The sequence below is a fragment of the Caballeronia sp. PC1 genome (genome assembly GCF_021353155.1).
GTDB lineage: Bacteria > Pseudomonadota > Gammaproteobacteria > Burkholderiales > Burkholderiaceae > Caballeronia > Caballeronia cordobensis.
Genome location: NZ_JAJUBH010000004.1, coordinates 83,088 through 109,046, shown reverse-complemented (window position 1 = coordinate 109,046; position 25,959 = coordinate 83,088). Strand labels below are relative to the sequence as shown.

Below are 25,959 nucleotides of genomic sequence, written 5' to 3'. Positions count from 1 at the left end.
TCTACCAACCCTCGTTAACCCGATACGTACGAGAGCAAAACGTTGATTTTTGATTCTGGTCATGAGATGGCTGCACGCTCGGCAGCCCTCCGGGCTTGCAAAAATTGACTTTTAAGCAAGTTTGTTTCAGCGGTCGAGCATGGCCCTCGCCGCTACGCGATGCGCCCGTTGCGCTTTTCGAGAACGTAGAAAACCAGCCCGCCAACTGCGCCAGCGAAGACCCATTCGAGACTCACGCCGCCCACGAGGTTCGACAACGGGCCGGCGAAGAAGTCCGTGTGAACGAACATAAGCCCAACTATCAGCCCAATCGCCCACGCGATAAGCCCATTCACGTTCCAACCACTCGAAAACCAGTATTGGCCACCAGCCCGCTCGCCAAAGCGGAACAACTCGGCCGATTGGTAGCGGCCTTTCGCGACAAATCGGTAGCCCACCAAGTTGATAACGAGCCACGGCGCCAAGGCACATTGGTCGAGTGCCAGGAACGCGATAATCATGTTGGCCATGTTGACGCCGTAGATGCCGGCGAAAACCAGCGCCATTGCCACGGCACTGAGAACGACTGTCGCGCCGATACGGCCAAGTCGCGGAAACAATGTTTGAAGCCCTAGGCCAGCGCCGTAGATACAGAGACTGCCCTGTGGCTGGCTCCCGATGATGCCGACGAGTGCGAGCAACGCGACGCCCCACCACGCGACCATGCTGACCAAGCCGCCAACAAAGGGTGTATCAACGGCCTTGAACATGGTCGTGACGGCCGCTGCGAACACCAGCGCAATCCAGCAGCCAACGAACATTCCACTTCCGGCCGCGAACATCAGCTTCTGAGAACTGATGTCCTCCGGGATGTATCGCGTGTAGTCGTTAAGGAAGATGCCATACGACACCGGCAAGGCAGCTGCAATGGCCATAGACAGGAACCAAGTCGAACCCACGCTCCCTAACAGTGGCGTTCCACCTGCGTACGACGGATGAAAACCAGAAAACAGCGAGATTCCCACTACGACAAGGGCGGCCGCGACACCGTAGCTAACCAGTCGTTCAGTTGCGACGATGATGCTGTGACCAATGAGGGCGACGAGAATCACGAGGGCGCCGATGATTGCCGCTCCGACTGCAAGCAGGTTCGGCGTAATTGGCCAACCCCAGAGCCGTGCTGCGGCCGTGGCGATTGCCTCGCCTCCTGTCCAGACTGTTAGCGCCGTAAAGCCAAGTCCTGTGAAGATTGCGATTGCGGTGCCTATGACCCGGCCACGAACACCGAAATGTGCTCCGCTCGCGATGGAGCCGCTACAACCAGTGCGCGCGCCGAATGGTGCGAGCAGCGCAAAAAGCATCGAACCGACGAGCAGACCCGCGGTGATGGATGTGACTGAATTCCAGAAGCTCAACCCGAACGTGACTGGGAGCGAGCCGATGACGATAATGCCGAAACACATCTGGGACCCGACGAACACGAAAAACAGGTCCTTCAGAGTCGACGTTCGTTCGTTGGCCGGTATGACATCAACTCCATGCTGCTCAACCGATAGACTGTCCTCGGGGTGTGCTTCACTTGCCGAAAATTGGCTGACGCTTCGCTCACTCATCTTGCACTTCCTCCACTACCATCTTGAAAATTAAGAAAATGGTGTCCCCCCGCCTGAGGGAGCGCGGATTTGAGCTGTAAGCAAAAGGGTCTGCTATGCAGTCAAGTTACTTTCTTACGAGGACAGATAGTTTCATGTCGGGCAACTCTTAAAGCGAACTTCATGCCAGTTGAGATTTTGTCTAATTCAGGCAAGAAGCTTGACTGCTATTGCAACGACCCGGTGCATCTGAGCGCTTCAGCGCACCGAGTTGGAGTTCTCCGCCCCGTCGGAGCGCGTTAAATGCTGGCCGCTTGGCTCTGGTTGGCAAGGAACCGTCCGATGCCTCTCACGCAGTCTTCCCCAAAAGCGCGCACAGCATCAGAGGCTTGGTCGTCAGTGAATCCTGGCTGCACTTCAAACGTACCTTGGTACACGAATTTGCATGTGCGGGCGCCAGTCGGCTCAACCGACAAAGTTCCCACGTACCCTACGCCATATGGACCCGACAGCGATTTCGTGTCGAAAATCTTGTAGCTAAGGGTTCGGTCTGACTCGGAGAAGGAAAGGAGGCGCTCCCAGAGGATGGCGCTCCCGGCAGTCAACTGGCGAACGCGGCCACCGTCATGAAGAGTGCACGTGTCGGTGCCCGAACTGATGGCTTCGAGCGTGCCGAACGACCCAGCGACCCGCCAGACTTGCTCGGCGGGGTAGTCGAGGCCAAAAGAATGTTTAAACGTGCGCGACATTGGCTGCTCCGTTGGTTATCGTTGAACCAAGGATAGATTCAGCCAAAAAGTTGGTCAAGTTACTTTCCAATAGGGAAAGCACTAGGAAAGCATCCAGTTTTCCGGCACCTCTTAAGCTTAGAAGGTTGGAGGAGTGTTTATCCAAACGACTTTCGTAGTTACCTTGCCTGGATTTCGGTACCCATGCGGGAGGTGGCTTTGGAAGAAGAACGAATCACCGGGATGCAGAAAGTAGGTCGTGTCCTCGATGGTCAACTCCAAGTCGCCTTGAAGTATGTAGCCAATCTCTTCACCCTTGTGCTCAATCTTGCCGTCGCTGCTCCCTCCTGGCTCGACTACATGGATTGAGCCGAATAGCAGGCTCATCGTAGCTGCGGGCACGAGACTTTCGAGCGTGATGCCCGGGCCGCTGCGCAGCCCAGCGGTCCCAATGGTCGGTCGGTCCGCCACGCGCATGATTCGATGCTTGTCGTCCGCCTGCGCTGAGAAGAGCTCGCCGATAGACGTGTCGAGTATAGATACGATGCTATGGAGCATTTGAAGCGAGGGACGAACCTTGTCGTTTTCGACCTTTGACAGAAATCCCTCTGAGCAGCCGACCATGTCGGCCAGCTCCTTTAGCCGCATCCCTTTCACGCGTCGGGCGTGCTTCAACTTCACCCCAACCTGCAAGTCATGCAATTCATCGAGCACAGTGGCCCCCCGCGATGTCAGCCTATGACCCGACTTGGTCAAACCGGACAAGAACCCATTTGAATCGGTCAAGTCGCCTGCCTTCATTTTACACCTTGGGCTATACACTTGCCTTATTGGCAACTTCCGCAAGTTTGTCAAAAAACGACTTTTCCTCCGGGCGGCAGGAAACCACACGAGCCGCATGTCTCTAGACTCCAGATTGTTAAAGAACGCCGGTCGCTGGTTAGCTCGCCGCGCGGCCCACCACGACAAACGCACTCACAAGGACCACCGAGCACGTATTTTAAGGCCTTCACGTCGACTGGCGGTGCCGCTGGCGCCGAGTTGCCCGCGTCGAACACATCGGCAACCCGCTCCGTACTGCACGCGAAGATCGGGCAGTTGACGCTGGAGAACGATTTTTTAGAAAGCGCGCTCAGCAAGGCGGGACTGCTGAGCGTAAGGCGATGATCGATCGTGATCACGCCCTGCCGGTGACACAGCAGGCGCGGCTGGTAGGCATCAGCCGGTCGAGCGCCTATTACCAATCGCGCGGGGTCAGCGAAGCGGATCTGAAATTGATGCGCCGGATTGACGAGCTCCACCTCGAGCATCCATTTGCGGGGGCGCGAATGCTGGCACGGCTGCTGCGTCGCGAAGGTATCAAGGGCGGACGCAGACACGTCAGCACCTTGATGAAGCGCATGGGTGTCGAAGCGCTGTATCGCAAGCCAAACACGAGCCGCAAGCATGCAGCCCACAGGATCTGGCCGTACCTGCTTCGCAACCGGAAAATCGACCGGGCCAATCAGGTCTGGGCGCTCGATACGAGCTATATCGCGATGGCGCGCGGCTTCGTATATCTGACGGCTGTCGTGGACTGGGCGAGTCGTCGGGTGCTGGCACACCGGGTGGCGATCACGCTGGAGAGCTGCCATGCTGTCGAGGTGCTGGAGGAAGCGTTTGCGAAATACGGCCTGCCTGAGATCGTCAACACGGATCAAGGCAGCCAGTTCACCGCGACCGAATTCACCGACGCGGTGCTCAGCCGGAGCGTTCTTCTGTCCATGGATGGACAAGGCGCCTGGCGTGACAACGTGTTCGTTGAACGGGTGTGGCGCAGCGTCAAATATGAAGAGGTCTATCTGAAAGCCTACGACTCGGTCAGCCACGCCCGCCGCTCAATCGGCAACTACCTGAGCTGGTATAACTAGAATCGGCCTCATTCCAGGCTGGCCGATCAGGCACCGGATGAAGCATACTTCGCCACGCTGCCAGCGATAAAATCGGCAGCTTGATTGCCTCAGCGATTCCACTCAAAAACTGGTGGATCCTGTCCGAACGAATGAGGCCACCTCTCTCGGCATCCCTCGTCTGCGGGATCGGATTGTGCAAAGGGCGATGCTGATGGTAATGGAGCCTATCTGGGAGAGTGACTTCCATTCGGGGCGGATTCAACCGGTCGATGCAACACCTAGAATCTGCATGAGCAGCGGAGGTGTTGCAAATGAAGCAGCGACCGAGAATCTACTACTCCGAGACCCAGAAAGCGCTGATGTGGGACCGATGGCGCAAGGGCGATACGATTCATCAGATTGCCAAGCTGTTCGATCGCGGGCATTCTTCGATTCAGCGGATACTATCGGAGACCGGCGGCATCCAGCCGGTGCAAAGGCACCGCGCGCCACAGGCATTGACGCTCGCGGAGCGCGAGGAGATTTCCCGCTTCCTGGTGTCCGGATTATCGATTCGGTCGATCGCAGCCAGGCTGGGACGCGCTCCTTCCACTATAAGTCGCGAGTTGCAGCGCAACGGAGGCGGCCAAGGCTATCGAGCAAGCCAGGCGGATGCGATCGCGTGGGAGCGGGCGCGTCGGCCGAAGGTTTGCAAATTGGTGCGCAACCAGACGCTGGCGCGAGTCGTCGCTGCAAAGCTCAACCTGCAGTGGTCCCCTGAGCAGATTGCTGGTTGGCTCAGACATGCTTATGCGGTCAACAAGGACTATTTGGTGTCGCACGAGACAATCTATCGGAGCCTCTATATTCAAGCTCGTGGTGCCCTGAAAAAGGAATTGCTTGAGCACTTGCGACGCTCTCGAACCATGCGCCGGTCCCGTCATCACACACTGAAAACCGAAGGCCGCACGAACATTCGCGACGCCGTGTCCATTAGTGAACGCCCTGCTACGGCGGAGGATCGCGCAATCCCCGGGCACTGGGAAGGAGACTTGTTGTATGGCAACGCTACGAGCCAGATTGCAACTCTCGTCGAACGTCAAAGTCGATTCGTGATGCTGGTGAAAGTCGCCAGCAAGGACTCTGAGGCTGTGGTTGACGCGCTAATACGACACGCCAGCAAGTTACCCCGGGAACTGTATAAATCGCTGACGTGGGATAGGGGTTCGGAAATGGCCGATCACAACCGCTTTACTGTCGCTACCGACATTGAGGTCTATTTCTGCGACCCGCAGCATCCCTGGCAACGCGGTTCGAACGAAAACACGAATGGGCTTCTGAGGCAATACTTCCCTAAGGGTACCGATCTATCTGCCTACTCACAGACTAAGCTAAATGCCGTAGCCAGGCGGCTCAACGAACGTCCTCGAAAAACCCTAAACTTCGATACACCAGCTGAGCGATTTAACCAAATCGTTGCATCGACCGGTTGAATCCGCCGCCGACATCGGCATTTGAGACCGAATAGTCAGCGCTTCACATTCGGTGCGCAGATCGCTGGTGCGCCGGATACCAGCCTGTGAACTTCATTGCCGCATAGAGCGCCGCAATCGTGATGACGATGCCCGCCGGGTGCGGCACCGATGGCACATAGGCCATCAACAGATCGGCCGCGACCATCGCTGCGAACGCTAGAGCCCAGGCGGATGTGATCGCATAGTTCACGTGGATGAAACTCGGCGAAGTCCAAAGTTCAGGGGCGACTTTCTCGCGTGCGTATTGCAGTGTGAACGGCTGACGCAGCGCGATCGATGCCAGCACGATCAGAAGCAGTCCGCCATCGACGCGCAGTCGCACCGCCGGCACCGACCACGACGCGCCGTACGCGACCGCGTATAGCGTCAGCGCACCGAAAAGCAGAAACGTGCCAAGTTCGAGAATCTTGGTGCGCCGCCCGGGCGACAGAAAATCTCGCGCCAGCATCACGCCCGACACGACTGCGCCAGCCGCAAGACCCGCGGACAAGCCGACGGTGCGCTCGATCACGACGAACGCAATGAAAGGGGCGAACGCCAGCAACATGTTCATCACACACTCCCGTGCAATGAAAGATGGAATTGAGCAAGCTCAGACAAGTTCGCGCTCGTCGATCCAGCTACCGAAAAAGCCGTTCGGCACACAATAATGCACTGCCGCGGTCGCGATCTGTCCGACCGACACGGTCGTCGCATCGAGCACCGGAAGATCGCTGGGCGCTTCCCGGCCGCGAGTTGCAGCCGCGATACACAGCCGCGAGGATCCAGCCCTCGCCTTCGGCGCATCGGACGACCACGGCATGAACACCGGCTGAGGGGGTTGCATTGCAAATGCGCAGCGTCCAAATGTCCGCGTCTGTGGGGCGGTCGTGATCGACGTGCGCGATCCGCGAAAACGTCGCGCCCGGCTCGTCGCCGCGCGCGGCCAACCATCCATTTCGATAATGCTGCCCCATCATACAATCGTCAATGCGCGACAATTCGTCAGTCAGGTCGCCCAGCGGTTCGCTCGCGGCGCACGCATCGGTCTGGGACGGATCGAAGATCCAGCGAGCCAGCCGCGCGTCCGCCGTCTGCTCGACGGGCCGTCCGTCCGGCCAAGTGCCGCCTTCGTTCCCAGACAGCCGCGCGTGAGCATCTCACCGGTAAGTTTGGTAAGTCGAAGACATCGATGATCTGCTCGCGCGAGTCGCTGATGTGCGCACCCTGCGCCGCGCTACCAGCACGCGTATGGCGCTGACCACGCGTTGGAGAAGCGAATCGGAGCGTTCAAGTTTCACCTTTTTGATGGCTGAAGGAGTTGTCGAACACGGCCGCAAACGGTCGCAAACCAATTGATGATCGAGGCAATAAGGTCGCAAGCGAAGCGCGTCTCGGTACGACGCGACCGCATCAGACAACCCTTCGGACGTGGCTGAGCAGTTCACCAATGATGGTTCCTTCGAAGCCGCAACCGATGGCAAGCACAACGAGGCCGGTACTGTCGCATTAACCGAGCACTCTGTTGCGCTTCGACAGGGAGTGTCTAAAGAGTACTTTCGACGTCGGTGCGGAACAGAATCGCCTAAACCATCCTTCAATGGCGATAATCGTGCACCAGCTCGTCGCTTTCCGTGTCGCACAGGCGCGTCTTGAGCATTTTCGACGGCTCGCCGCTGCGTTGATAGCACGCTTCGACCGGTGGCTACACTCGCAGTCTTCGGCTTTCCCACCTTGATCGGGCGTCATGGACCTCAAGCAAATTCAGTATTTCATCGCCCTCTTCGAGGATGGCTCTGCCACGCGCGCGGCCAAGCGCCTCAATATCGTGCAGCCCGCGCTCAGCATGCAGATTTCAAAGCTCGAAGCCGAACTGCGACAGACCCTCTTCGAACGCGGCCCGCACGGCATGGCGCCGACCGAAGCAGCGCGCCTCATGTATCGCCTGTACACGCCGATCATGCGTGACATCGAGCACGCGCATGAGCAGTTGAGCCGGCGCGACGTGATCATCACGGGCCGCGTTTCGCTCGGAATGGTGGCGTCGGAAGCAGAAAGCGTCTTGCCGGAGTCGCTCGCGAGGTTTGATGCGCTCTTTCCGCAAGTCGAGGTTTCGGTGGCCGACGGCTTCAGCGCACAGCTCATCGATGCGGTCGAGGCAGGCCGGCTCGATGCCGCGATCATCAACAAGCCGCGCGGTCGCCTCGCCCTCGATGTCGAGCCATTGCTGGTCGAGGAAATGGTGCTCGTGACGAGTGCCGCACACGGCGTCGCGTTGCCGCCGGAGATCGATCTCGCGAATATGTCCGGCGTAGAACTCGTGCTGCCGACGCGCCGCAACGGCCTGCGCGGCGCGCTCGACGCCGCGCTAATGGCCGCCGATATCGTCATCAAGCCGAAGTTCGAAATCGATTTGCTCAGCTCGATCGTGCAGTTCGTCGAGCAGGGAAATATCGCGACGATCCTGCCGCGCGTGGTCGTGCAGCGCAAGGTGGATGAAGGCGTGCTGCGCGCACACACGATCACATCGCCGCCGATCGTGCGGCACATCATCCAGGTTACGCATCCAAAGCGGCCGATCGGTCCCGCCGCACAGGCGCTCATCGCAATCATCACTGACGAGATAAAGCGCGTGACGACGGGTGTATTGGGCAAACAAGCGCCTTAGCGGCCGCGTTCCAATGGTTCGCGCGCACTACTCGGAACGTCGCTGCGCGTGCCAAACAGCGTGTCGCAGATCGGGAACGTGAGGTTGAAGTTCTGTGTCGCCATCACTTCGGGATCGTGGTGTGTAGCGTGCAGGCGCCGCACTGTGTTGACGAGCGGAACGCGGTCGAGGAACGGGCTGTCGGTGAAGTGTGAGAGCGTATGCAGGCCCTCGTACATCAGAAAGTACGCCGCCATCGTGAACAGCGCGATGTAGCCTGCGTTGCGGGAGAATACGAACCCGATCACGAGCGCGAACGGCACGGCCGCCAGCACGAACGCGACCGGCGCGAAAGGCGGAAACAGCAGCGCGCGCCAGTGACGGTGGCCCTTGTATTCAAGCGTCACATGCGTGAAGAAGCGGTGATGAACCGCGCAATGGCGCTTGTAGATCATGCTGAAATACTTCGTCGGACGATGCAGCACGTAGCGGTGCGCCGCCCATTCTGCCCAATTGCCGAACAGAAAGAGCGGAATGACCGCCAGCCATTCCGCGAGCGTCGGCGCATGAAGCTGCATCAGGCAATACACGATCACGCCGCCGGTGAAGAGCAATGTGAAGCCGAGGTGCATTTCGCCGCGATACCACCATGGCGTGGCATTCACATACTCGTCACGAAACTTGTAGGAACGCGCGCGAACGTCTTCTTCGTATTTCATCGATGTCTCCGGCTGTTATGAAGGCGTGCGCCCGTTGGCGTCCGCCGTTATGCCCAATGACTCAGGTGGGATTGCGCGCGGAACCGCTTTCGAGCTTGCCGAGCGTCTCGGGGACGACGAATGCGCCCACGAGAAAGATCACGCTGATCGCGCCGATGAAGATCGCTAGCGTCATCGGCAACTGGCTCGCGTCCTTCGCCACCAGCGAAACGGCCGTCGGCATCATCCCGCCGATCGCGAAGCCGATATTCCAGGAGAGGCCCGTGCCGGTCGCGCGGATCGAGGTCGGGAAGCGTTCGTTCAGGAAGATCAGGATCGGCGCATAGCCGGCGCTGCCGAGCGCGCTGAGAAGGACTGCATAGACGCCGACCATCATGATGCTGTCGGCGGTAGGCAGCAGCAAAAACAGCGCGGGCAACGCGATGAGCCGGATCAGCCCGATCCACACGAACGCACCCTTGCGGCCGATGAACGTGCTGAGGTGCCCTGCCGCGATCGACGCGATCACTACCGCAATGCTGCAGATCATCAGGATCGCCGCGGCCGCACCGTTGGGTGCGTGGCTAACTACCTTCAGGAACGTCGGCAGGTAGCCCGATGTCAGGTAATAGCCGCTGCCGCCGCCAATCGTCAGGAGCAGGTTGACGAAAAGAATCTTGCGATAGTCGCGCGAGAACAGCGTCTTTAGCGGCGAGCGCACGACTTCGACGGGCGCGCCCTTGAGCTGCGCGGCGGCCTTCGCAGCCTTTTCGGCGGCGAGCTTCTTCCACAGCGGCGACTCTTCAAGGCTGTTGAACACGAAGAGACCGAGCACCGAGCTGATGATGCCGGTGAAGAACATGCAGCGCCAGCCCCATACGTCAAAGGCGTCGCCGGGGAAAAGCGCCGACATCGCGAGGAACGTTACGGACGCGAGCAGCGCGCCGAGCCCGGCCCCGCCGCCGCCGATCAGTCCCGACACCGCGCCGCGATACTTCGGCGCGACGGATTCGGTTCCGATGGTGTGCGTGGAAGCAACCACGCCTCCGACAAACACGCCCTGGATGAGGCGCAGCAAGAGGAAGAGAATCGGCGCGAGCAGGCCGACTTGAGCGACGGTCGGCAGCAGGCCGAACGCGGCCGTCGACAGGCCGACGCCGACCACCGCCACGATCATCGCGCCTTTACGGCCACGGCGATCGGCGTAAGAACCGAAGAGCGCGGAGCCGAGCGGGCGCATCAGCAGTGTCACGGCGAACGATGCATAGACGGCGGCGAGAGAAAGCATCGCGTGCTCAGAGGGGAAGAACAGACGCCCCACCACTGGCGCGACATATAACAGCACGAACAGATCGAACAAATCCAGTGCCCAGCCGAGACACGAAGCTATCACTGCGCCCATCACCTGCCGCTGATCGACAGCGGGTGCGGCGGCGCCATTTTGCGCTGCTACGGACATTTCCATCTCCTTGAATGTCACCGGGCCATCTCTCGATCGACCCCGTGTTGAAGGCACGTAGTTGTGGCGTGCTCTTATTGCCGTTAAAGAAACTTGTCAGTGCGCGGCGGCGAGCGGCGGCGTCGTCGATGCGCTGCCTGCGCGTCGTCCCGTGACCATCGCGTCGGCGATCTTCTCGGCAATCATGATGGTCGGGATATTGGTATTCGCCGAAGGCAGTCGCGGCATCAGCGATGCATCAACCACTCGCAAGCCTCGCGTTCCGTGCACTCGGCCCTCGGTGTCGGTCACGGCGCTGCGCTCGCGCGCGTCGCCCATGCGGCACGTTCCGCTCGCATGCCATACGCCGAAGACGTTCGCGCGGATGAAATCCGCGAGCGCGCGTTCATCGGCGAGCAGCGCGGAAATCCTGAGCCCCCGCGTGAAGAAGCGCTCGATCAGCAGGCGGCGGATCGGCGCGGGTGTATCGAGCAGCGTGCCGAGCATCGAAGTCAGCAGCGCGTTGCCCTCGCCAACACGGCTTAGCGCCTTCACGCGCGGCGAAAAAGCCGCGGGAAAGAAATCGCGCTGATCGTGACCGAGGCCCGATGCCGCGACGACCTTCGCGAGCACCCGTACGCCAACCGCAAGCCGATCGAGATCGCGTTGATCGTCGAGCAAATTGAGCTCGACACGCGGTGCGACCGCCGCATCGGATGAAACGAGTTGCACGCGGCCACGCGAATACGGCCGGTTGCACCAGAGAAAGAAAAGACCAAGCCGATTGCCGAGCGAATGCCACGCGGCACGCGTCGCGCTCGACAGATACAAATCCGACGATTCGCCGCCATCGACGCCCGACGTGAAACGAGCTGCTGTCATGCTTGCGCGGCGCCGGGAAAGTGGCATACGAAAGCGCGGTTCGAGAAAATGGCAGAAGGTGAGCGACGGATGATCCTGCAGATTGCGCCCGACGCCTGGCAGGTCGACGAGGCATCCAATGCCGAGCTCGCCGAGCTCATGCTTCGAGCCGATGCCCGCGCGCATCAGCAACGCGGGCGACTGGAGCGCGCCCGCACAGATCACGACCTCATCGGCGTCCAGATGCACCCGCTCGCCGTTCGAAGCCACCGCGACCACGCCCTGAGCGGCGGTCCCTTTCATCACGATCCGCTCGACACGCAGGTTCGGATACACAGTGAGATTGGGCCGCTTACGCGTCGCTTCGTCGAGGTACGCGACAGCGGTAGACACGCGCTTGTCGTCGATATTTGAGAACGCCCCTGGAAACAAGCCGTCGCCGAACTCGGCATTCTGGTCCTGCAAGGTGGCGAAGCCGTTCGCGCGCAGACCATCGGCGAACGCGTGACAGAATGGGGGCCAGTCTTCCGGCATGATGCGGCGGATCGGCACCGGACCATCGCTGCCATGCAACTCGCCAGAGGGAAAATTCACATCGCGCTCGAGCTTGCGAAAATAGGGCAGCACGTCGTCCCATGCCCAGCCCGGCGCGCCGTTCGCGGCCCACTCGTCGTAGTCGCGCGGCAGGCCGCGATTCGCCGACTGCACGTTGATACTCGACCCGCCGCCCATCACACGGCCCTGCTCATACACGCGCGGCGCCGATGTCTTCGTCGCCTTCGCTTTCAGATCCGGCCAGATGTAGGTATCGCCGCAAAAGACGGGCATTGGATAGCTATCGAGGATATGCGTGGGCACCGCGCCCGGCGGTGTATCCGCGCCCGCCTCGATCAACGCGACGCGCAGCGACGGCACCGCCGACAGCCGATGCGCGAGCACGCATCCCGCCGATCCGCCACCGATGATCACGTAGTCGAAACGATCCATTTGCCTGTCTCCTCGTCTTTTGCGGGCTTCTCAGGAACCGCGGAACACCGGCTTGCGCTTGCCATGGAACGCTTCGACGCCTTCACGGAAATCGTCCGAGGTTCGCAGACGGCTATAGCAATGCCCTTCGAGTTCGATCGCGATCGAGAGCGGCGTATCTTCGGAATCGTTGAGCAGCTTCTTCGCCGTGCGTTGCGCGAGCGGCGAGAACGTGCGCAACTCGTTGACGAGTGCATCGGTAGCGGCTTCCAGTTCCGCATCCGGCACGCACTCGACCGCGATGCCCCACTCGTACGCCTGCTTGCCCGGGATGCGGCGCGAGCGCATCACGATGTCCTTGGTCCTGCCGATGCCGACCATCTGCTGCAAGCGCGCCGATCCGCCCGAGCCCGGAATCTGCCCGAGCTTCTGTTCGGGCAGCGCATAGAACGTGGTCTCGCTCGCTATGCGGAAGTCGCACGCAAGTGACAACTCGAAGCCCACGCCGAAGCAGAAACCGCGATTGGCCGCGATCACCGGCTTCGAGCAGCGCGCGGGCGCGGCGATATTCCAGGCGAGCTTCGAGACATGCTCGGGCGAAGCTTCGAGAAAGCCCTTGATGTCGCCGCCGCTCGAAAAGTGCTCGCCCTTCGCGCGCACGACGATTACGCGCACGCGATCGTCTTCGTCGAGCGCCTCGAACGCGACGCGCAACTGGTCGCGCGCGTGCATCGAGATCACGTTGAACGGCGGGCGATGCAGGATGATGTCGGCGCGCTCGCGCCCGGCGTCTATCTCGATCGAGAAGCCGTCGAGGTCCTGCAGCAGTGCCTGGCCGCGATGGATCAAATCGGTCATGTTGGTCTACTCCTTCGTGATTTCAGTGTGGTGTGCAGCGGATGCGGACGGACCGTCATCGCATTGATATTCGCCTGCGGAAAGCTTGCGGCGCAGGATCTTGCCGACCGGCGACTTCGGGATGTCGTCAACGAACACGTAGTCGCGCGGACGCTTGAAGTTGACGAGGTCCGACTCGCGGCACCATGCGTCGAGCGCGGCTGAATCGACGTACTCGCGGCGCTTGATGAACGCGACCACGCGCTGGCCCCAGCGCTCGTCCTTCACGCCCGCGACGGCCACTTCATCGACCGACGGATGCAGCGAAAGTACCGATTCGATATCGACCGGCGAGATGTTCTCGCCGCCGCTGATGATCATGTCGTCGACTCGTCCGGAGACGTACAGGTCGCCGTCTTCGTCGAAGTAGCCGGTGTCGCCGGTGAAGTACCAGCCTTCGCGCAGCGACTTCGCGTTGGCATCGGGGCGGTTCCAGTAGCCTTCGAACGCTTCGTCGCCGAGCAGGTCCGCGATGATCTGACCTTCCCCGTTCACCGGCGCGAGATCGTCGGGCGACTTCGCGTCGAGCTTCACGACGCGAAGTCGCGTGTTGATGCCCGCGCGTCCCGCGCTGCCCGGCTTTTTCGTCGCGTCCTGGTCGATGCTGAACGTGTAGACCTCGGACGAGCCGTAGTGGTTGACGAACAGTTCCGGCTCGAACGCGCCTGAGAGGCGCTTGAGCAGGCCATCGCTCATCGGCGCGCCCGCGAAGCCGAGCTTCTTCACCGACGAGGTATCGATGTTCGCGAAGGCGCCATCGGCGAGCAGGTCGTGATAGAGCGTCGGCACGAGATACAGGCACGTGAGGCCGTGCTTCGCGATGGACTCGAGCGCGAGCCGCGCGTTCCAGCGCCGCACACAGACGAAGAGACCATCGACGAGCGCCATCGAGAGCAGCGAGCGCACGCCCATCGTGTGATAGAGCGGCATCACCCCGAGCGTGCGTTCGCCGTGCCGGTACAGGTTCTGCGCGACATGCGCAAGCGCGCCCGCGCGTTCGTGCCGGTGACGGCGCGGCACACCCTTCGCCTTGCCGGTCGTGCCCGATGTGTAGAGAATCAGCGAGACGTCGTCTGCATTCGCGTCGGTGGTTTCGCCTGTATGCGCGCGTTCGACGAGCAGCGTGTCATAGGAGGTCGTGCGGCCTTGGGCATCATCGAGTCCGATGCGCGGCACGTTTTGCGCCGCGCTGCTTTGCATGACGGCATCCGCGCACACGGGTTCGTAGACGATCGCCTTCACGCCCGCGTCAGTCACACAGTAGTCGAGTTCGTCGGGTTTGGCGCGCCAGTTGAGCGGCACGATCACGATGCCCGCGAACTGGCAGGCCCAGTGCAGCGTCGCCATCTCCCAGCGGTTTTGCAGCACGACGAGCAGCCGGTCGCCGCGTGAGAGACCGAGTTTGCGCAAGCCTTCGGCGACATCGAGGATGACGCGGTGCCACTGCGCGTAGGTGAATTGCGTATCGCCATCGACGAGCGCGAGCGCATGCGGGCTGCGCTCGACGCTTTGCAGGAACGTGCGGCCGAGATCAAACATGCTCGACCTCCTGGCCTTGTTCGCCGCGGACGCGACCATTGCGACATGCCGCAACGTCGAGCACCGCCTCGACGATCGGCGTGTAGCCCGTACACCGGCAGATATGGCCCGAGAGCATCTCGCGCGCCTGCTCTTCACTCGGATCGGGCACGCGTTGCAGATAGTCCGCACACGACATCAAAATGCCCGCGGTGCAGAAGCCGCACTGCAGCGCGTGATGCCGCTGGAATGCCTGCTGCAAGTCGCCGAGCGTCTGGTCGGGTGCGAGACCCTCGACCGTTTCGACACGCCTTCCTTGCACTTGCACCGCGAGCATCAGGCACGAACGCGCCGCAACGCCGTCGATGTGCACCGTGCACGCGCCGCACACGCCGTGTTCGCAGCCGACATGCGTCCCGGTCGCGCCGAGTTCGTGCCGAATGAAGTCCGACAGCAGTTCGCGCGGCTCGCAATGGCCGCTGCGTTCGCGGCCGTTGAGCGTCAGCGTGATGCGCTGCGCTTCGCCTTGCCGCAGGATGTTCGTCGATGTCTTGCTCACTTCGCCTCCTCAATCACGCGCCATCCCAGTTGCCGGACCAGATGCCGGCGATATTTCGCGCTGATGTGGGCGTCGTCCTGCGCGCCCAGCTTCCAGCTCAAATCGTTCAATGCCCCGCGCAGGTCGTCGCCTGAGAGGCGCGGCCAATGTTCGACCGTCGGCCGGTCCGCGACGCCGCCCACCCCGATGCGGATCGCGTCGTCCGTCACGACCGCCGCGCACGCGACCATCGCGAAGTCGCCGTGACGCGCGGAAAATTCGGTGAACGCGTACCGCTCGCCCGGCTTCTTTAGCGGAAAGCGCACGGACTCCACGAGTTCGTCCGGTTCGCGCGCCGTCATCAACATGCCTTGAAAGAAGTCCTGCGCCGCGAGCACGCGCTTTTTCTTCTTCGAGCGCAACGTCACGTCGCCGCCGAGCACGGCAAGCACGAGCGGCAGTTCGGCGCTCGGGTCCGCATGCGCGATCGAACCGCACACGGTCCCGCGATTGCGGATCTGAAAGTGCGAGATATGTGGGAACGCCATCGCGAGCATCGGCACTTCGTCGAACAAGCTCTTGCGCCATTCGACGCACCCTTGCGTCGCCGCCGCACTCACGCGCAATTGCCCCGTCTTGTCGTCGGCATGAACCGCGTTCAGCTCTTCCGTACGCGAGATGTCGACGAGCACGCGCGGTTGCGCGAGCCGCATGTTGAGCACCGCCATCAGCGACTGTCCGCCCGCGAGCACGCGCGCGTCCTCGCCGAATTGAGCGAGCGCATCGAGTGCATCGTGCGTCGACATAGCGCGCAAATAATCGAACGGGGCGGGCTTCATGTGCGGCTCCTGAAACGCGCGATGAAGCGCGATAGCCATGAACCGCCCGCTTGCACCGGCCGGCCGGCGGCCTGTCTTCCGAGCGATTCGAAGAGCTGCTTGAGCACCACTTTCGCCGCGCCTTCGAGCATGCGGCCGCCGACCGCCGCGACCTTGCCCGACACCTGCGCTTCGTAGTCGTACGACAGCCGCGTACCGTGGTCAGTCGGCGTGAGTTCAACGAGTCCATTGCCGCGCGCGCTGCCAAGCGGCGAGATGCCCGCGCCCGAAAGCCGCAGCCGATGCGGCGCGTCGATCTCCGACAAACCGATACGCGCTTCAAAGCGCGCCTTGATCATGCCGACGCCGACGGTCACATCCGCGCGATACTGGTTCGGCGCCGTTTCGTCGAGCGCATGGCAGCCGGGGATGACCTTCGCGAGCGCTTGCGGGTTGAGCAAGACGGCGAAGACCGCTTCGGGCGTCGCGGGCAAATCGACCGTGCCTTGCGCCGTCAGCGCCTTGCCGCCCGGCGTCGCCGGCTTCTTCGCGGGCGCGTCGCGCAGTTCGGGCCGCGACGGCTCCGGATCGTCGATGCCGATTAGCGCCATCACCTTCGACGGCGTGAGCGGCAGGCGAATATCGTCGACCCCGAGCGCATCGGCGACTGCATTCGCGATGCACGGCGGCGTGCTCATGTTGTTGCCCTCGCCAAGACCCTTCGCGCCGAGCGGCGTGAACGGCGACGGCGTCTCCAGATGCACGATCAGCGGATCGGGCACTTCGCAGGTGGTCGGCATCAGGTAATCGGCCAGCGTGCCGGACTGGAAACTGCCGTCCGCGCCATAGCGGAACTCTTCCATCAACGCCGCGCCGAGACCTTGTGCGAACGCGCCGCGAATCTGGCCGTCGGCGAGTGCGGGGTTCAAGAGCGTGCCGGCATCGTGCGCGGTCACGTAGCGGTCGATTCGCACGCGGCCGGTCGCGCGATCCACTTCGACGCCGCACATATCGAACGCGAACCCATACGCCGCCGACGTGTTGATGCGATCGTTTTCGTCGGGCGCTTCCATGTTCGGGGGCGTCCAGAAGACGGTCTCGCGCAAGCCCGGTTCCTCGCCTTCGGGCAGGAGCGCGGGCGCCCAGTGCGGCGCGTTGCTTGCGGCGCGCGCAAACGCCAGCGCGCGATCCTCAGCTCCCTTCATATAGATGCGCGCGCCATCGAAGCAGACTTCCTCGGGCGCGCAGCCGAACTGTTTCGCGACGATGCGCGAAAGCTTGTCGCGCACCCGTATCGCGGCGAGATGTACGGTGCCCGCCACTGCTCCCGCAAAGCGGCTCGAATAGTTGCCCGACGCAACCGACCACGCGTCCTTGTGCGTGTCGAACTCGACGTTGACGACGATGTCTTTCGGATCGAGCCCGAGCACATCCGCGACGACTTGCGCGCACACGGTCATGTGTCCCTGCCCCGCCGGCGTCGACGCCACCGTCACAACCACGCCGCCGAGCAGATCGACGCTCACCGTCGCGCTTGCGATCGCGCCGCTCTTCGGACCGGCTTTCCTGCGCGCGTCGGCGGGCATCACGGTCGTGATGTAGCCCATGTTCGACATGGAAGGCTCGACGATTGCCGCAAAGCCGATGCCATACAACCGCCCTTCGTTGCGCGCCGCCTCGCGCCGCGCGACGAGTTCGTCGTAGCCGCCTTCCGCGAGCGAGCGGCGCAAGGCTTCCTGATAGTTGCCTGAGTCGAGCAGCGCGCCCGCCGCCGCGCGATATGGAAACGCATCGGCAGGAACGAAGTTGCGGCGGTACACGTCGAGCACGTCGAGCTTCAGTTCGATCGCGATACGCTGCATCAGCCGTTCGAGCGCGAAGTAGACCTGCGGACCGCCGAAACCACGCACGAGTCCGGTCGGCGTCTTGTTGGTCAGCACGACGCGATTGCGCACGACGAGGTGGTCGATGGCATACGCGCCCGTCAGGCAGCCGTGCATCCGGTAGAACGTCGCGGGTTCCGGCGCGCGCACGTAGCCGCCGACATCTTCGAGCTGATCGTATGAGAGCGCAGTAATGCGTCCGTCGCTTTCGACGGCGGCTTCGATCGTGGAAAAGCGCGCGGTCGCCGAAGTTGCCGCGCTCAGATGCTCCAGCCGGTCCTCGACCCACTTCACCGGCGCGCCCGCCTTACGCGATGCGAGGCACATCAGCACGACATAGGGAAACACCGCCTGCTTCACGCCGAAGCTGCCGCCCGAATCGCGCGGCGCCTTGTGACGCAGACGATTCGCCGGCACATTGAGCGCCATCGCCATCACGGCGTGCAGCGAAAACGGACCCATGAAATTCGAGGTGACGTCGTAGCCTTCGTCGCCCGACAGATACTCCGCGATCACCACGCCGCATTCGATCGGCGCACACGTATTGCGCGGGTAGTGCGCGACCAACTTCACCCGATGCGGCGCCTTTTCAAACGCTGCTTGCGGATCGCCGTAGCGGAAATGCCGGTCGCTGATCACGTTCGTGCCGACGCGGTCGTGCAGCACCGGCGCATCGTCCCTGATCGACTCTTCGATCGATGTCACCGGATCGAGCATCGCGTATTCGACCTTGATGAGATCGAGCGCATCTTCCGCAAGCGCCCGCGATTCGGCCATCACCACGGCCACCGGCTCGCCGACATAACGCACGCGATCCATCGCGAGCGACCATTGCTCCATGGGGGACTTCACGCCGACGACAAACGGCCGCGACCATGCGTGCAGATCGTCGCGCGTAAGGACAGCGCGAACGCCCGGCAGCTTCGACGCCGCTTGCGCATCGATCGATACGAGCTCTGCGTGCGCGTGCGGCGAGCGCAGCACTGCGGCGTGCAATGTGCCGGGCTTGATCGCGATGTCGTCGCCGTAGCGGCCGCGGCCGGTCAGGATCGCGGGATCTTCGAGGCGCTGCATCGAGCGGCCGACGTGGCGCTTCGCAGGTGGCTCCTGCTCGGCGCGTGCGTCGATAGTCGCGAAAGAGGTCTCGCGCTGGTTCATCGCGCGGCTCCTTCGTCGCAGCTCGCGAACTCGTCGGCGAGACCGCTCCAGCGCCGCGCGATCTCGCCGTGCTCGATGCCGAACAAATCCAGAATGCGGCCGACCGTGTGATCGACCACGTCTTCGATCGTCTTCGGATGCGCATAGAACGCCGGTACCGGCGGCATAACGATCGCGCCCATCTCGGTGGCGAGCGTCATGTTGCGCAGGTGCGCGAGGTTCAGCGGCGTTTCGCGCGCGACCAGCACGAGGCGGCGGCGCTCCTTGAGCATCACGTCGGCGGAGCGCGTGAGCAGGTTGTCCGCGAAACCGTTGGCGACGCCTGCGAGCGTCTTCATCGAACACGGCGAGATCACCATGCCGTCGGTCAGGAACGAGCCGCTCGCCACCGCCGCGCCGATGTCGCGCACATTATGGACGACGTCGGCGAGCGCATCGAGGTCGCCGCGTCCGAGACCAAGCTCCTGCGCCGCCGTGACCGCGCCCGACGCCGACACGATCAGATGCGTCTCGTGCGTGCCGAGCCGGCGCAGCGCGGCGAGCAGGCGCACGCCGATTGCGGCGCCGCTCGCGCCCGAGATGCCGACCACGATGCGCGACTTGTTTCGCTCAGTCATGATCGCGGCCCAGGTAGGCTTCGAAAGCGGCGTTGTCGCGGGCCAAGAGCGCGTCGAGGTCGACCGTGTCCTGCCCAGGAATGCGAACGCGCGTGAACACATGTTCCGGATAGACCACGGGGCGCGTCGCGTCGAGACCCATCTTCGCGCTCACGCCTTGCAGATGCGGCGGCGCGTCCGCCGGCTGGCCCACCGTCGTGGAGGGATCGAGCGGCGAACCCTGCGCCCCCTCGATCACGACGAGATCGCGATCGGCCTGAAAGCGCGTCGCGATCGCCCATTCGATTTCGGCGGGATCGTGCACGTCCACATCGGTATCGACGACGACGACCTGCTTGATGTCGTAATGCGCGCCGAACGCGCACAGAATCACGTTCTTCGCTTCGCCTTCGCGCTTCTTTTCGAACTGCACCCAGAGGTGATAACGACACACGCCGCCGACCGACAGATGCACATCCGTGACACCGGGATGGCTGCGTCGCAGATGCGCGAGCAACGTCGCTTCACGGGGAATCGCGCCGAGTAACAGATGTTCCATCTCGGCGGGCACGATCGTATGAAAGACCGGATCGCGGCGATGCGTGAGTGCCGTCACCTCGATCACCTCGCGTGCTTCCTTCGCGCTGTAGTACTTCGGGAACTCGCCGAACGGGCCTTCCGGCTCGCGAACGTTCGGCAGAATACGCCCTTCGATGACGATCTCGGCGAACGCCGGCACATGCACGCCGCTCGTCACGCATTTCACGACCGGCAGCGGCGCGCCATGCAGCGCCCCGGCGATCTCCAGTTCGTCGTGATCGATCGGCGTGATCGCCTGCGAAGCGAGCATCGTCAGCGGATCGACGCCGATCGCGACCGCCACGTCGAGCGCATCGCCCGCTTCCTCCGCGGCTTTCTGGAAGGCGTACAGATGGCGCGGCAGCAGCAGGATCGCCATGCGGTCCGGACCGTGCACCTGAATGCGGTTGATCGACACGTTCTGCACGCCGGTGCGCGGATTGCGCGCAATGACTAGACCGGCCGTGATGTACGGACCGTTGTCGTGTTCGCTGTGGGTGGGAATCGGCAGCAATGCGTGCAGGTCGATGCCGTTCGTATGAACGATCTCCTGACAGGGCGCGTCCGCTCGATCGACCACCCTCGATGCGACCGGCTGCGCGACCGCCGCCGAAAAGCGCGCGAGCAGTCCCGCTTCCTCGACGCCCATCGCCTCCGCGATCCAGCCGCGCTTCGACATGAAGCCGGAGACGACCGGCACGTCCTTGCCGCCGGGCTGCGTGAAGAAAGCGGCCTTCGTACCGTCGAGCCGTTTGGCGATCGCAGCGAGCTCGTGTTCGAGCGCAACCGGCCGTTCGATGGTCGCCAGGCGGCCGGTCTTCGCGAGATGCGCGAGCCAGTCGCGCAGCGTGAGCGCTGACGTCGCTGAACGATTCGAAGCCCACGGAAGAGCAAAAGTGGAAGAGGTGCCGTGCGTCGCGGCATCGCGAATATTCATCTGCGTCTCCATCTGTCCCCTGCGTTTTTGCGGCCGGAGCGCCGCGCGGCAAGGGGTGAAATGAAGGTTAGCGAGATCGCGATATAAGTTCTAATAGTGTTTTTTGATGTTTTGAATCATTAATGTTGATATCAGCGTTAGCCCCGATGACACCGGACTTTCAGATCGATATCAATACACTGGTGACGCCTGTACGCACGGCAGAGCATTACGGGAAATGGCCGGCAAGCCAGGCGGCGCACGCCGACTGATAACGCGACAGAATGTCATTAGTCTTATTGATGTCAATCCGAACGAGAAATGGACCTCAAACAAATCCAGTACTTCATCGCGCTCTTCGAGGACGGATCGGTCACGCGCGCGGCGAAACGGCTGAACATCGTGCAGCCCGCGCTCAGCATGCAAATCGCGAAGCTGGAGGAAGAGTTACATCAGCAATTGTTCGAGCGCGGCGCGCACGGCATGGCGCCAACCGCCGCTGGACGCCTGATGTATCGCCTCTTTCTGCCGATCATGCGCGACCTCGCGCACGCGCGGCAGCAGCTTCAGCAGCGCGACGAAGTGGTGACGGGACATGTGAGCATCGGGCTCATCGCATCGGTGACGGAAAGCGTGCTTGCCGATTCGCTCTCGCGCTTTCATGCGCGTTATCCGCATGTCGAAGTGACGGTGGCGGACGGCTTCAGCGCGACCTTCATCGACTGGGTCGCGGGTGGCCAACTCGATGCGGCCCTCATCAACAAGCCCCGCGCGCGCCTGTCGCTGGATTCGCAGACGCTGCTCGATGAAGAAATGGTTCTCGCGACGAGCGTGCAGCACGGCCCAGACCTGCCGCACACGATCGAGCTTGCGCAGTTACCCGAACTCGAACTCGTGTTGCCGACCAAGCGCCACGGCCTGCGCGGCGTGCTCGATACCGCCGCACAGCACGAAGACGTGCTGCTTGCGCCGCGTTTCGAAATCGACGTGCTCAGCACGATCGTGAAGCTCGTAGAGAGCACTCGCTTCGCGACGATCCTGCCGCGCATCGCCGTTGGGCGGGCCGTGCAGCGTGGGACGCTGCGGGCCTATCCCATTCTCGCGCCACGCATCGTGCGGCATATCGTGCGCGTGAGCCATCCGCGCAGGCCATTGTCCGCTGCGGCCGAGGCGCTGATCGAGATCATCGCCGACGAATTGCATCGCGTGTCGAACGCGTCCGGCACAAACGCCCCTCTTACCTCCAAGGAAACTGCATGAAAGCACCACACTGGATAGCCGGCGCATGGGTCGGCATGCCGTCGGTCGACAGCATCGACCCCGCTACGGGCGAAAGCATCGGCCAGTTCGCCGACGGCGGGGCGGCGGAAGCCGATGCGGCCATCGCCGCGGCACGGAACGTGTTCGACCGCACGACATGGGCACAGGACGCGCGCCTGCGTCAGGACGTGCTGCTCGCATGGGCCGGCGCACTCGATGCGCAACGCGAGCCGCTTGCAACCCTTCTTACGCGCGAAAACGGCAAGGCTATCGCGCAATCGCGCGGCGAGATCGCAGCCGCGATTTCCGAAGTCCGATATTACGCGGGACTCGCTCGGCACATCGCGGGGCACGTGCTGGAATCGGAACCGGGAACAATCTCGACGATGCTGCGTGAGGCCGCTGGCGTCGCGGCCATCTTTGTGCCCTGGAATGCGCCCGCGGTGCTGCTCGTGCGCTCGCTCGCGCCGGCGCTCGCCGCTGGCTGCACGGCGATCATCAAATCCGCCGCACAGACCCCGCTAGTCATCGCAGCCATGCTGCGTTGCTTCGAGCAGACCGCGCTGCCGAAGGGCGCAGTGAACCTCGTCAACGAGATCGGCTATGCGGCGGGCGAACGGCTGGTCGAGTCGCATGACGTCGACGTGGTGAGTTTCACCGGATCGACCGCGACGGGCAAGAAGATCATGGCCGCCGCCGCCGAAAGCATGAAGAAGCTCTCGCTGGAACTCGGCGGCAAGTCGTGCTGTGTCGTCTTCGAGGATGCCGACGTCGCCGCGATCGCGCCGCGTATCGCGCGCGCCGCGACGATCATCTCAGGTCAGCAATGCACTGCCGCGCGCCGGGTGCTCGTGCATGCCCGGCGAGCGGCGGAGATGCGTGAGCATCTGACGCGTGCGCTCGAAGCGCTGAAAGTGGGCGAAGGCATCAACGAGGCAATGGACATCGGTCCGCTAATCGACGCGGCCACCCGCGACGCGGTCGATCGAACCATTGCCCGTGCCTGCGACGAAGCGGATCGCGTACTGCTGCGCGGCACGCGCTCAGGACACGCGTTCCTCTCGCCGACGCTCGTCGAACACAGCGACCCGAAAGCGTTCTTCTGCCAAGAGGAAATCTTCGGACCGTTAGTCACGCTGGAGACGTTCGACACTGAAGCGCAGGCAATCGACAAAGCCAACGACACCGTATTTGGCCTCTCCGCGAGCGTGTGGACCAACGACGGCGCGCGCACCTTTCGCATCGCGCGCGCGCTGCGCAATGGCACGGTGTGGATCAACGACCACAACAAGCTCTTTGCCGAAGCGGAAACCGGTGGCTACCGGCAAAGCGGTCTTGGCCGCCTGCACGGCTACGATGCCCTCGCCGATTTCACGGAAATCAAGCACATCTGCATGCCGGCAGGCGTCGCCGATGGCGTGACGCCGCTACGCTGAGTGAGTTGGCGGGCGGTCAATTCCGCCTGCTTCTCAACGTGGCGAAACCCGAATGGCGGCCATCGAAAATTAGTGCAGTGTCCAACCTTTTTGAGAAAGCAGACGAAAGACACGCTCGTTCCGAAGGCGCATCTCTCATGAATAGACACCTTGATGTGATCTCGCTCATACTGAATGAAATGAACGCGTCCCACCCGTGATCGTATGCGCGGAGGCGTGGATCCTCACGGGCTAACAGCATCAATGTGCCCAGGTGGAAAATGCAAGCATTTCCCGGCAACCGGAGGATCCACCATGAATAGTATGGCCGTAGGCGTTGACATCGCCAAGCAGGTTTTCCAAGTGCACTACGTTGATCCGGAAAGCGGAGAGATCGTGAACAAGCCGATCAAGCGAGCGATGTTTCTAGAACACTTCGCGAATCGTGCGCCGTGCCTAATCGGAATGGAAGCATGCGGCGGTGCGCATCACTGGGCACGGCAGCTAATCAAAATGGGGCACGAGGTCAAACTGATACCAGCGGAATTCGCCAAGGCGTTCAACATTCGCAACAAGAGCGATGCCGCTGACGCGCGCGCGATTTGGCTCGCCGTTCAGCAACCGGGCAAGCCAGTCGCAGTGAAGACGAGACGCAACAGGCGATGTTGTCGCTGCATCGGATGCGCCAGCAACTCATCAAATTTCGCACGATGCAGGTCAACAACCTGCGTGGATTGCTAACGGAGCACGGCGAGATAATGGGCAAGAGTCGTGCTGCTCTTGACCGGGCGATTCCCGCCGTACTTGAGCGAGTTGCCGAGCGATTGCCTGCGGTTGTTATCGACTCACTTCGCGAGCAGTGGATTGGGTTGAAGAAACTCGACGAACAGGTCGCGCAGATTGAACGCCAGATGCGGGAATGGAAGAAAGAGGATAAGGCGGTTAAGGCCATCAGCGAAATCGCGGGCGTCGGGTTGCTGACCGCGACAGCAGCCGTCGCGACCTTGGGTGACCCGAAGGCATTCAGTTCGGGCAGGGAGTCTCGGCGTGGGCTGGTCTTGTACCCTAGCAAACGGGTCCGGGGGTAAGGTGATCTTGCACGGCATATCGAAGCGCGGCGACACATACCTGCACGCTGCTGATTCACGGTGCGCGATCGGTGTTGGAACACGGGAAAGAACCTGGTCCATGGGTCGAACAGATGATCAAACGTCGACCCAAGAACGTGGTGATCGTCGCGCTTGCAAACAAGATGGCACGCACAATCTGGGCAGTGCTTGCGCACGACAGGCCGTACCGGAGGGACTACGTCTGTGTGAAGCCCGCATAAATCGTTGCGCTTCGTGTAGACGATCAACGTTAGAGCACCAGGTGAACATCGAAAGTTTGCGCAGCGATCGAGTGTGATGACTAGTCAGTAGGACCTGGGACTCGCTAACCTGCATACTGACTCGAGCTTCGAGCTCGTTGCAAGAATGAGGAATGAGTCAGCGGATTTTATAGGGGCCCGCAGCGGCATTATCGGCTGCACGAAGGCCGGATAGAGAGCTGCAACCCACCCTGTCATTCTGAACAACCGAAAGTTGTTGCAAAACGGGACGCAGGTACGCATCTACACCATCAGTGGCGACACTCTGACGCTCAAGACGGAACTAAACAGGAATTCCGTCGATGAGCGCGAAGGAACAGGCATCTTGACGTTCGAGCGAGTATAAGGATCCGCGCCCGCAGTGACGCCGTACTGCACTGCGATCAAGATGCTCCATCTCTTCATGCATGTCCTTGCTCAGGCAATCCAAACTAATCTGGCCGAGCACCGAATCGTGCGAAGGCGCGACCGCATGAACCCGGTCTACCACTGGCAACAAACGGACCCAAGGCTCATGGCCAAAAAGGGGCATTCAGCCGGTGCAGTCAGACGGCGTTTCGTTAGCGAATCTCTTTCGGAATTCCCCGAGCGGCGACAAATGCATCATCGGATACCGGGTTGCTTCAGACCTCAGCGCGACCATACCCCGCCGTGCTCACGGAGTGCGATAAAGCAAGCCCAACCCATACGCTCGACATCAGGTTGCTCCGACGGCTGA

Annotated in this window: 19 protein-coding genes and 3 pseudogenes; 7 read left to right on the top strand and 15 right to left on the bottom strand. The window is 62.0% G+C overall.

Annotated features, from left to right (window positions below; all coding sequences use genetic code 11):
- Positions 1 to 152: 152 nt before the first annotated feature.
- The 3 genes from LY284_RS33610 to LY284_RS33600 all read right to left on the bottom strand — a co-directional run bounded on the left by LY284_RS33610 (position 153) and on the right by LY284_RS33600 (position 3,100).
- Complete coding sequence (locus tag LY284_RS33610; protein ID WP_233391279.1) at positions 153 to 1,592, bottom strand: cytosine permease; 1,440 nt, start codon at positions 1,590 to 1,592, stop codon at positions 153 to 155.
- A 278-nt stretch (positions 1,593 to 1,870) separates the two neighbouring features.
- Positions 1,871 to 2,320 carry an SRPBCC family protein gene (locus tag LY284_RS33605; protein WP_233391276.1) on the bottom strand — a complete coding sequence of 150 codons (450 nt, stop codon included), beginning with the start codon at positions 2,318 to 2,320 and terminating at the stop codon, positions 1,871 to 1,873.
- A 117-nt stretch (positions 2,321 to 2,437) separates the two neighbouring features.
- The gene (locus LY284_RS33600; RefSeq protein ID WP_233391275.1) at positions 2,438 to 3,100 is read right to left on the bottom strand and encodes a cupin domain-containing protein; all 663 of its coding nucleotides are present in this window, start codon (positions 3,098 to 3,100) and stop codon (positions 2,438 to 2,440) included.
- Positions 3,101 to 3,322: 222 nt separating this feature from the next.
- Here LY284_RS33600 and LY284_RS33595 point away from each other — a divergent pair.
- The 3 genes and pseudogenes from LY284_RS33595 to LY284_RS33590 all read left to right on the top strand — a co-directional run.
- Positions 3,323 to 4,293: pseudogene (locus LY284_RS33595) on the top strand (IS3 family transposase); the annotation flags it as partial.
- 58 nt (positions 4,294 to 4,351) lie between these two features.
- Positions 4,352 to 4,441, top strand: a pseudogene (locus tag LY284_RS39355) (reverse transcriptase); the annotation flags it as partial.
- Positions 4,442 to 4,502: 61 nt separating this feature from the next.
- A complete protein-coding gene (locus LY284_RS33590) occupies positions 4,503 to 5,663 on the top strand; it encodes an IS30 family transposase (RefSeq protein ID WP_233391273.1) in 1,161 nt (386 codons plus the stop codon).
- Positions 5,664 to 5,706: 43 nt separating this feature from the next.
- On the opposite strand, the gene LY284_RS33585 is transcribed toward LY284_RS33590, so the two are convergent.
- Both LY284_RS33585 and LY284_RS39350 read right to left on the bottom strand, forming a co-directional pair.
- The gene (locus tag LY284_RS33585; RefSeq protein ID WP_233391271.1) at positions 5,707 to 6,258 is read right to left on the bottom strand and encodes a hypothetical protein; all 552 of its coding nucleotides are present in this window, start codon (positions 6,256 to 6,258) and stop codon (positions 5,707 to 5,709) included.
- 67 nt (positions 6,259 to 6,325) lie between these two features.
- Positions 6,326 to 6,751, bottom strand: coding sequence for a carotenoid oxygenase family protein (locus LY284_RS39350; protein WP_375294342.1), 426 nt, complete (start codon positions 6,749 to 6,751; stop codon positions 6,326 to 6,328).
- Between the two features lie 680 nt (positions 6,752 to 7,431).
- Between LY284_RS39350 and LY284_RS33575 the strand changes: the two genes are divergently transcribed.
- Positions 7,432 to 8,352, top strand: coding sequence for a LysR family transcriptional regulator (locus LY284_RS33575; RefSeq protein WP_233391266.1), 921 nt, complete (start codon positions 7,432 to 7,434; stop codon positions 8,350 to 8,352).
- On the opposite strand, the gene LY284_RS33570 is transcribed toward LY284_RS33575, so the two are convergent.
- From LY284_RS33570 to LY284_RS33525, 10 genes are all read right to left on the bottom strand, one after another.
- Positions 8,349 to 9,050 carry a sterol desaturase family protein gene (locus LY284_RS33570; protein ID WP_061127723.1) on the bottom strand — a complete coding sequence of 234 codons (702 nt, stop codon included), beginning with the start codon at positions 9,048 to 9,050 and terminating at the stop codon, positions 8,349 to 8,351. The two genes, LY284_RS33575 and LY284_RS33570, sit on opposite strands and share 4 nt — an antisense overlap.
- A 61-nt stretch (positions 9,051 to 9,111) precedes the next feature.
- The gene (locus LY284_RS33565) at positions 9,112 to 10,488 is read right to left on the bottom strand and encodes an MFS transporter (RefSeq protein WP_233391265.1); all 1,377 of its coding nucleotides are present in this window, start codon (positions 10,486 to 10,488) and stop codon (positions 9,112 to 9,114) included.
- A 96-nt stretch (positions 10,489 to 10,584) separates the two neighbouring features.
- On the bottom strand, positions 10,585 to 12,315 hold the full coding sequence (locus LY284_RS33560) for a GMC family oxidoreductase (protein WP_233391263.1): 1,731 nt from the start codon (positions 12,313 to 12,315) through the stop codon (positions 10,585 to 10,587).
- A 30-nt stretch (positions 12,316 to 12,345) separates the two neighbouring features.
- Positions 12,346 to 13,152 carry an enoyl-CoA hydratase/isomerase family protein gene (locus LY284_RS33555; RefSeq protein ID WP_233391261.1) on the bottom strand — a complete coding sequence of 269 codons (807 nt, stop codon included), beginning with the start codon at positions 13,150 to 13,152 and terminating at the stop codon, positions 12,346 to 12,348.
- A gap of 6 nt (positions 13,153 to 13,158) precedes the next feature.
- On the bottom strand, positions 13,159 to 14,730 hold the full coding sequence (locus tag LY284_RS33550) for an AMP-binding protein (RefSeq protein WP_233391259.1): 1,572 nt from the start codon (positions 14,728 to 14,730) through the stop codon (positions 13,159 to 13,161).
- Positions 14,723 to 15,268, bottom strand: coding sequence for a (2Fe-2S)-binding protein (locus tag LY284_RS33545; protein ID WP_233391257.1), 546 nt, complete (start codon positions 15,266 to 15,268; stop codon positions 14,723 to 14,725). Before LY284_RS33545 ends, LY284_RS33550 begins: the two co-directional genes overlap by 8 nt.
- Complete coding sequence (locus LY284_RS33540) at positions 15,265 to 16,086, bottom strand: xanthine dehydrogenase family protein subunit M (RefSeq protein WP_233391256.1); 822 nt, start codon at positions 16,084 to 16,086, stop codon at positions 15,265 to 15,267. The genes LY284_RS33545 and LY284_RS33540 overlap by 4 nt, the downstream gene beginning before the upstream one ends.
- Positions 16,083 to 19,106 carry a molybdopterin cofactor-binding domain-containing protein gene (locus tag LY284_RS33535; protein WP_233391254.1) on the bottom strand — a complete coding sequence of 1,008 codons (3,024 nt, stop codon included), beginning with the start codon at positions 19,104 to 19,106 and terminating at the stop codon, positions 16,083 to 16,085. Before LY284_RS33535 ends, LY284_RS33540 begins: the two co-directional genes overlap by 4 nt.
- On the bottom strand, positions 19,103 to 19,723 hold the full coding sequence (locus LY284_RS33530) for a UbiX family flavin prenyltransferase (protein WP_233391249.1): 621 nt from the start codon (positions 19,721 to 19,723) through the stop codon (positions 19,103 to 19,105). Before LY284_RS33530 ends, LY284_RS33535 begins: the two co-directional genes overlap by 4 nt.
- The gene (locus LY284_RS33525; protein WP_233391247.1) at positions 19,716 to 21,218 is read right to left on the bottom strand and encodes a UbiD family decarboxylase; all 1,503 of its coding nucleotides are present in this window, start codon (positions 21,216 to 21,218) and stop codon (positions 19,716 to 19,718) included. The genes LY284_RS33530 and LY284_RS33525 overlap by 8 nt, the downstream gene beginning before the upstream one ends.
- Positions 21,219 to 21,518: 300 nt before the next feature.
- On the opposite strand from LY284_RS33525, the gene LY284_RS33520 reads away from it, so the two are divergent.
- The 3 genes and pseudogenes from LY284_RS33520 to LY284_RS33510 all read left to right on the top strand — a co-directional run bounded on the left by LY284_RS33520 (position 21,519) and on the right by LY284_RS33510 (position 25,202).
- On the top strand, positions 21,519 to 22,457 hold the full coding sequence (locus LY284_RS33520; protein WP_233391244.1) for a LysR family transcriptional regulator: 939 nt from the start codon (positions 21,519 to 21,521) through the stop codon (positions 22,455 to 22,457).
- The gene (locus tag LY284_RS33515; RefSeq protein WP_233391242.1) at positions 22,454 to 23,893 is read left to right on the top strand and encodes an aldehyde dehydrogenase family protein; all 1,440 of its coding nucleotides are present in this window, start codon (positions 22,454 to 22,456) and stop codon (positions 23,891 to 23,893) included. Before LY284_RS33520 ends, LY284_RS33515 begins: the two co-directional genes overlap by 4 nt.
- A gap of 294 nt (positions 23,894 to 24,187) precedes the next feature.
- A pseudogene (locus tag LY284_RS33510) lies at positions 24,188 to 25,202 on the top strand (IS110 family transposase).
- Positions 25,203 to 25,959 lie beyond the last annotated feature (757 nt).

Excerpts from the sequence above, each read along its gene's own strand:
- LY284_RS33610 (WP_233391279.1), bottom strand. The coding sequence starts at position 1,592 with ATGAGTGAGCGAAGCGTCAGCCAATTTTCGGCAAGTGAAGCACACCCC.
- LY284_RS33555 (WP_233391261.1), bottom strand. The coding sequence starts at position 13,152 with ATGACCGATTTGATCCATCGCGGCCAGGCACTGCTGCAGGACCTCGAC.
- LY284_RS33585 (WP_233391271.1), bottom strand. The coding sequence starts at position 6,258 with ATGAACATGTTGCTGGCGTTCGCCCCTTTCATTGCGTTCGTCGTGATC.
- LY284_RS33575 (WP_233391266.1), top strand. The coding sequence starts at position 7,432 with ATGGACCTCAAGCAAATTCAGTATTTCATCGCCCTCTTCGAGGATGGC.
- LY284_RS33565 (WP_233391265.1), bottom strand. The coding sequence starts at position 10,488 with ATGTCCGTAGCAGCGCAAAATGGCGCCGCCGCACCCGCTGTCGATCAG.
- LY284_RS33520 (WP_233391244.1), top strand. The coding sequence starts at position 21,519 with ATGGACCTCAAACAAATCCAGTACTTCATCGCGCTCTTCGAGGACGGA.
- LY284_RS33600 (WP_233391275.1), bottom strand. The coding sequence starts at position 3,100 with ATGAAGGCAGGCGACTTGACCGATTCAAATGGGTTCTTGTCCGGTTTG.
- LY284_RS33515 (WP_233391242.1), top strand. The coding sequence starts at position 22,454 with ATGAAAGCACCACACTGGATAGCCGGCGCATGGGTCGGCATGCCGTCG.
- LY284_RS33540 (WP_233391256.1), bottom strand. The coding sequence starts at position 16,086 with ATGAAGCCCGCCCCGTTCGATTATTTGCGCGCTATGTCGACGCACGAT.
- LY284_RS33560 (WP_233391263.1), bottom strand. The coding sequence starts at position 12,315 with ATGGATCGTTTCGACTACGTGATCATCGGTGGCGGATCGGCGGGATGC.
- LY284_RS33525 (WP_233391247.1), bottom strand. The coding sequence starts at position 21,218 with ATGAATATTCGCGATGCCGCGACGCACGGCACCTCTTCCACTTTTGCT.
- LY284_RS33550 (WP_233391259.1), bottom strand. The coding sequence starts at position 14,730 with ATGTTTGATCTCGGCCGCACGTTCCTGCAAAGCGTCGAGCGCAGCCCG.
- LY284_RS33570 (WP_061127723.1), bottom strand. The coding sequence starts at position 9,050 with ATGAAATACGAAGAAGACGTTCGCGCGCGTTCCTACAAGTTTCGTGAC.
- LY284_RS33535 (WP_233391254.1), bottom strand. The coding sequence starts at position 19,106 with ATGAACCAGCGCGAGACCTCTTTCGCGACTATCGACGCACGCGCCGAG.
- LY284_RS33590 (WP_233391273.1), top strand. The coding sequence starts at position 4,503 with ATGAAGCAGCGACCGAGAATCTACTACTCCGAGACCCAGAAAGCGCTG.
- LY284_RS33530 (WP_233391249.1), bottom strand. The coding sequence starts at position 19,723 with ATGACTGAGCGAAACAAGTCGCGCATCGTGGTCGGCATCTCGGGCGCG.
- LY284_RS33605 (WP_233391276.1), bottom strand. The coding sequence starts at position 2,320 with ATGTCGCGCACGTTTAAACATTCTTTTGGCCTCGACTACCCCGCCGAG.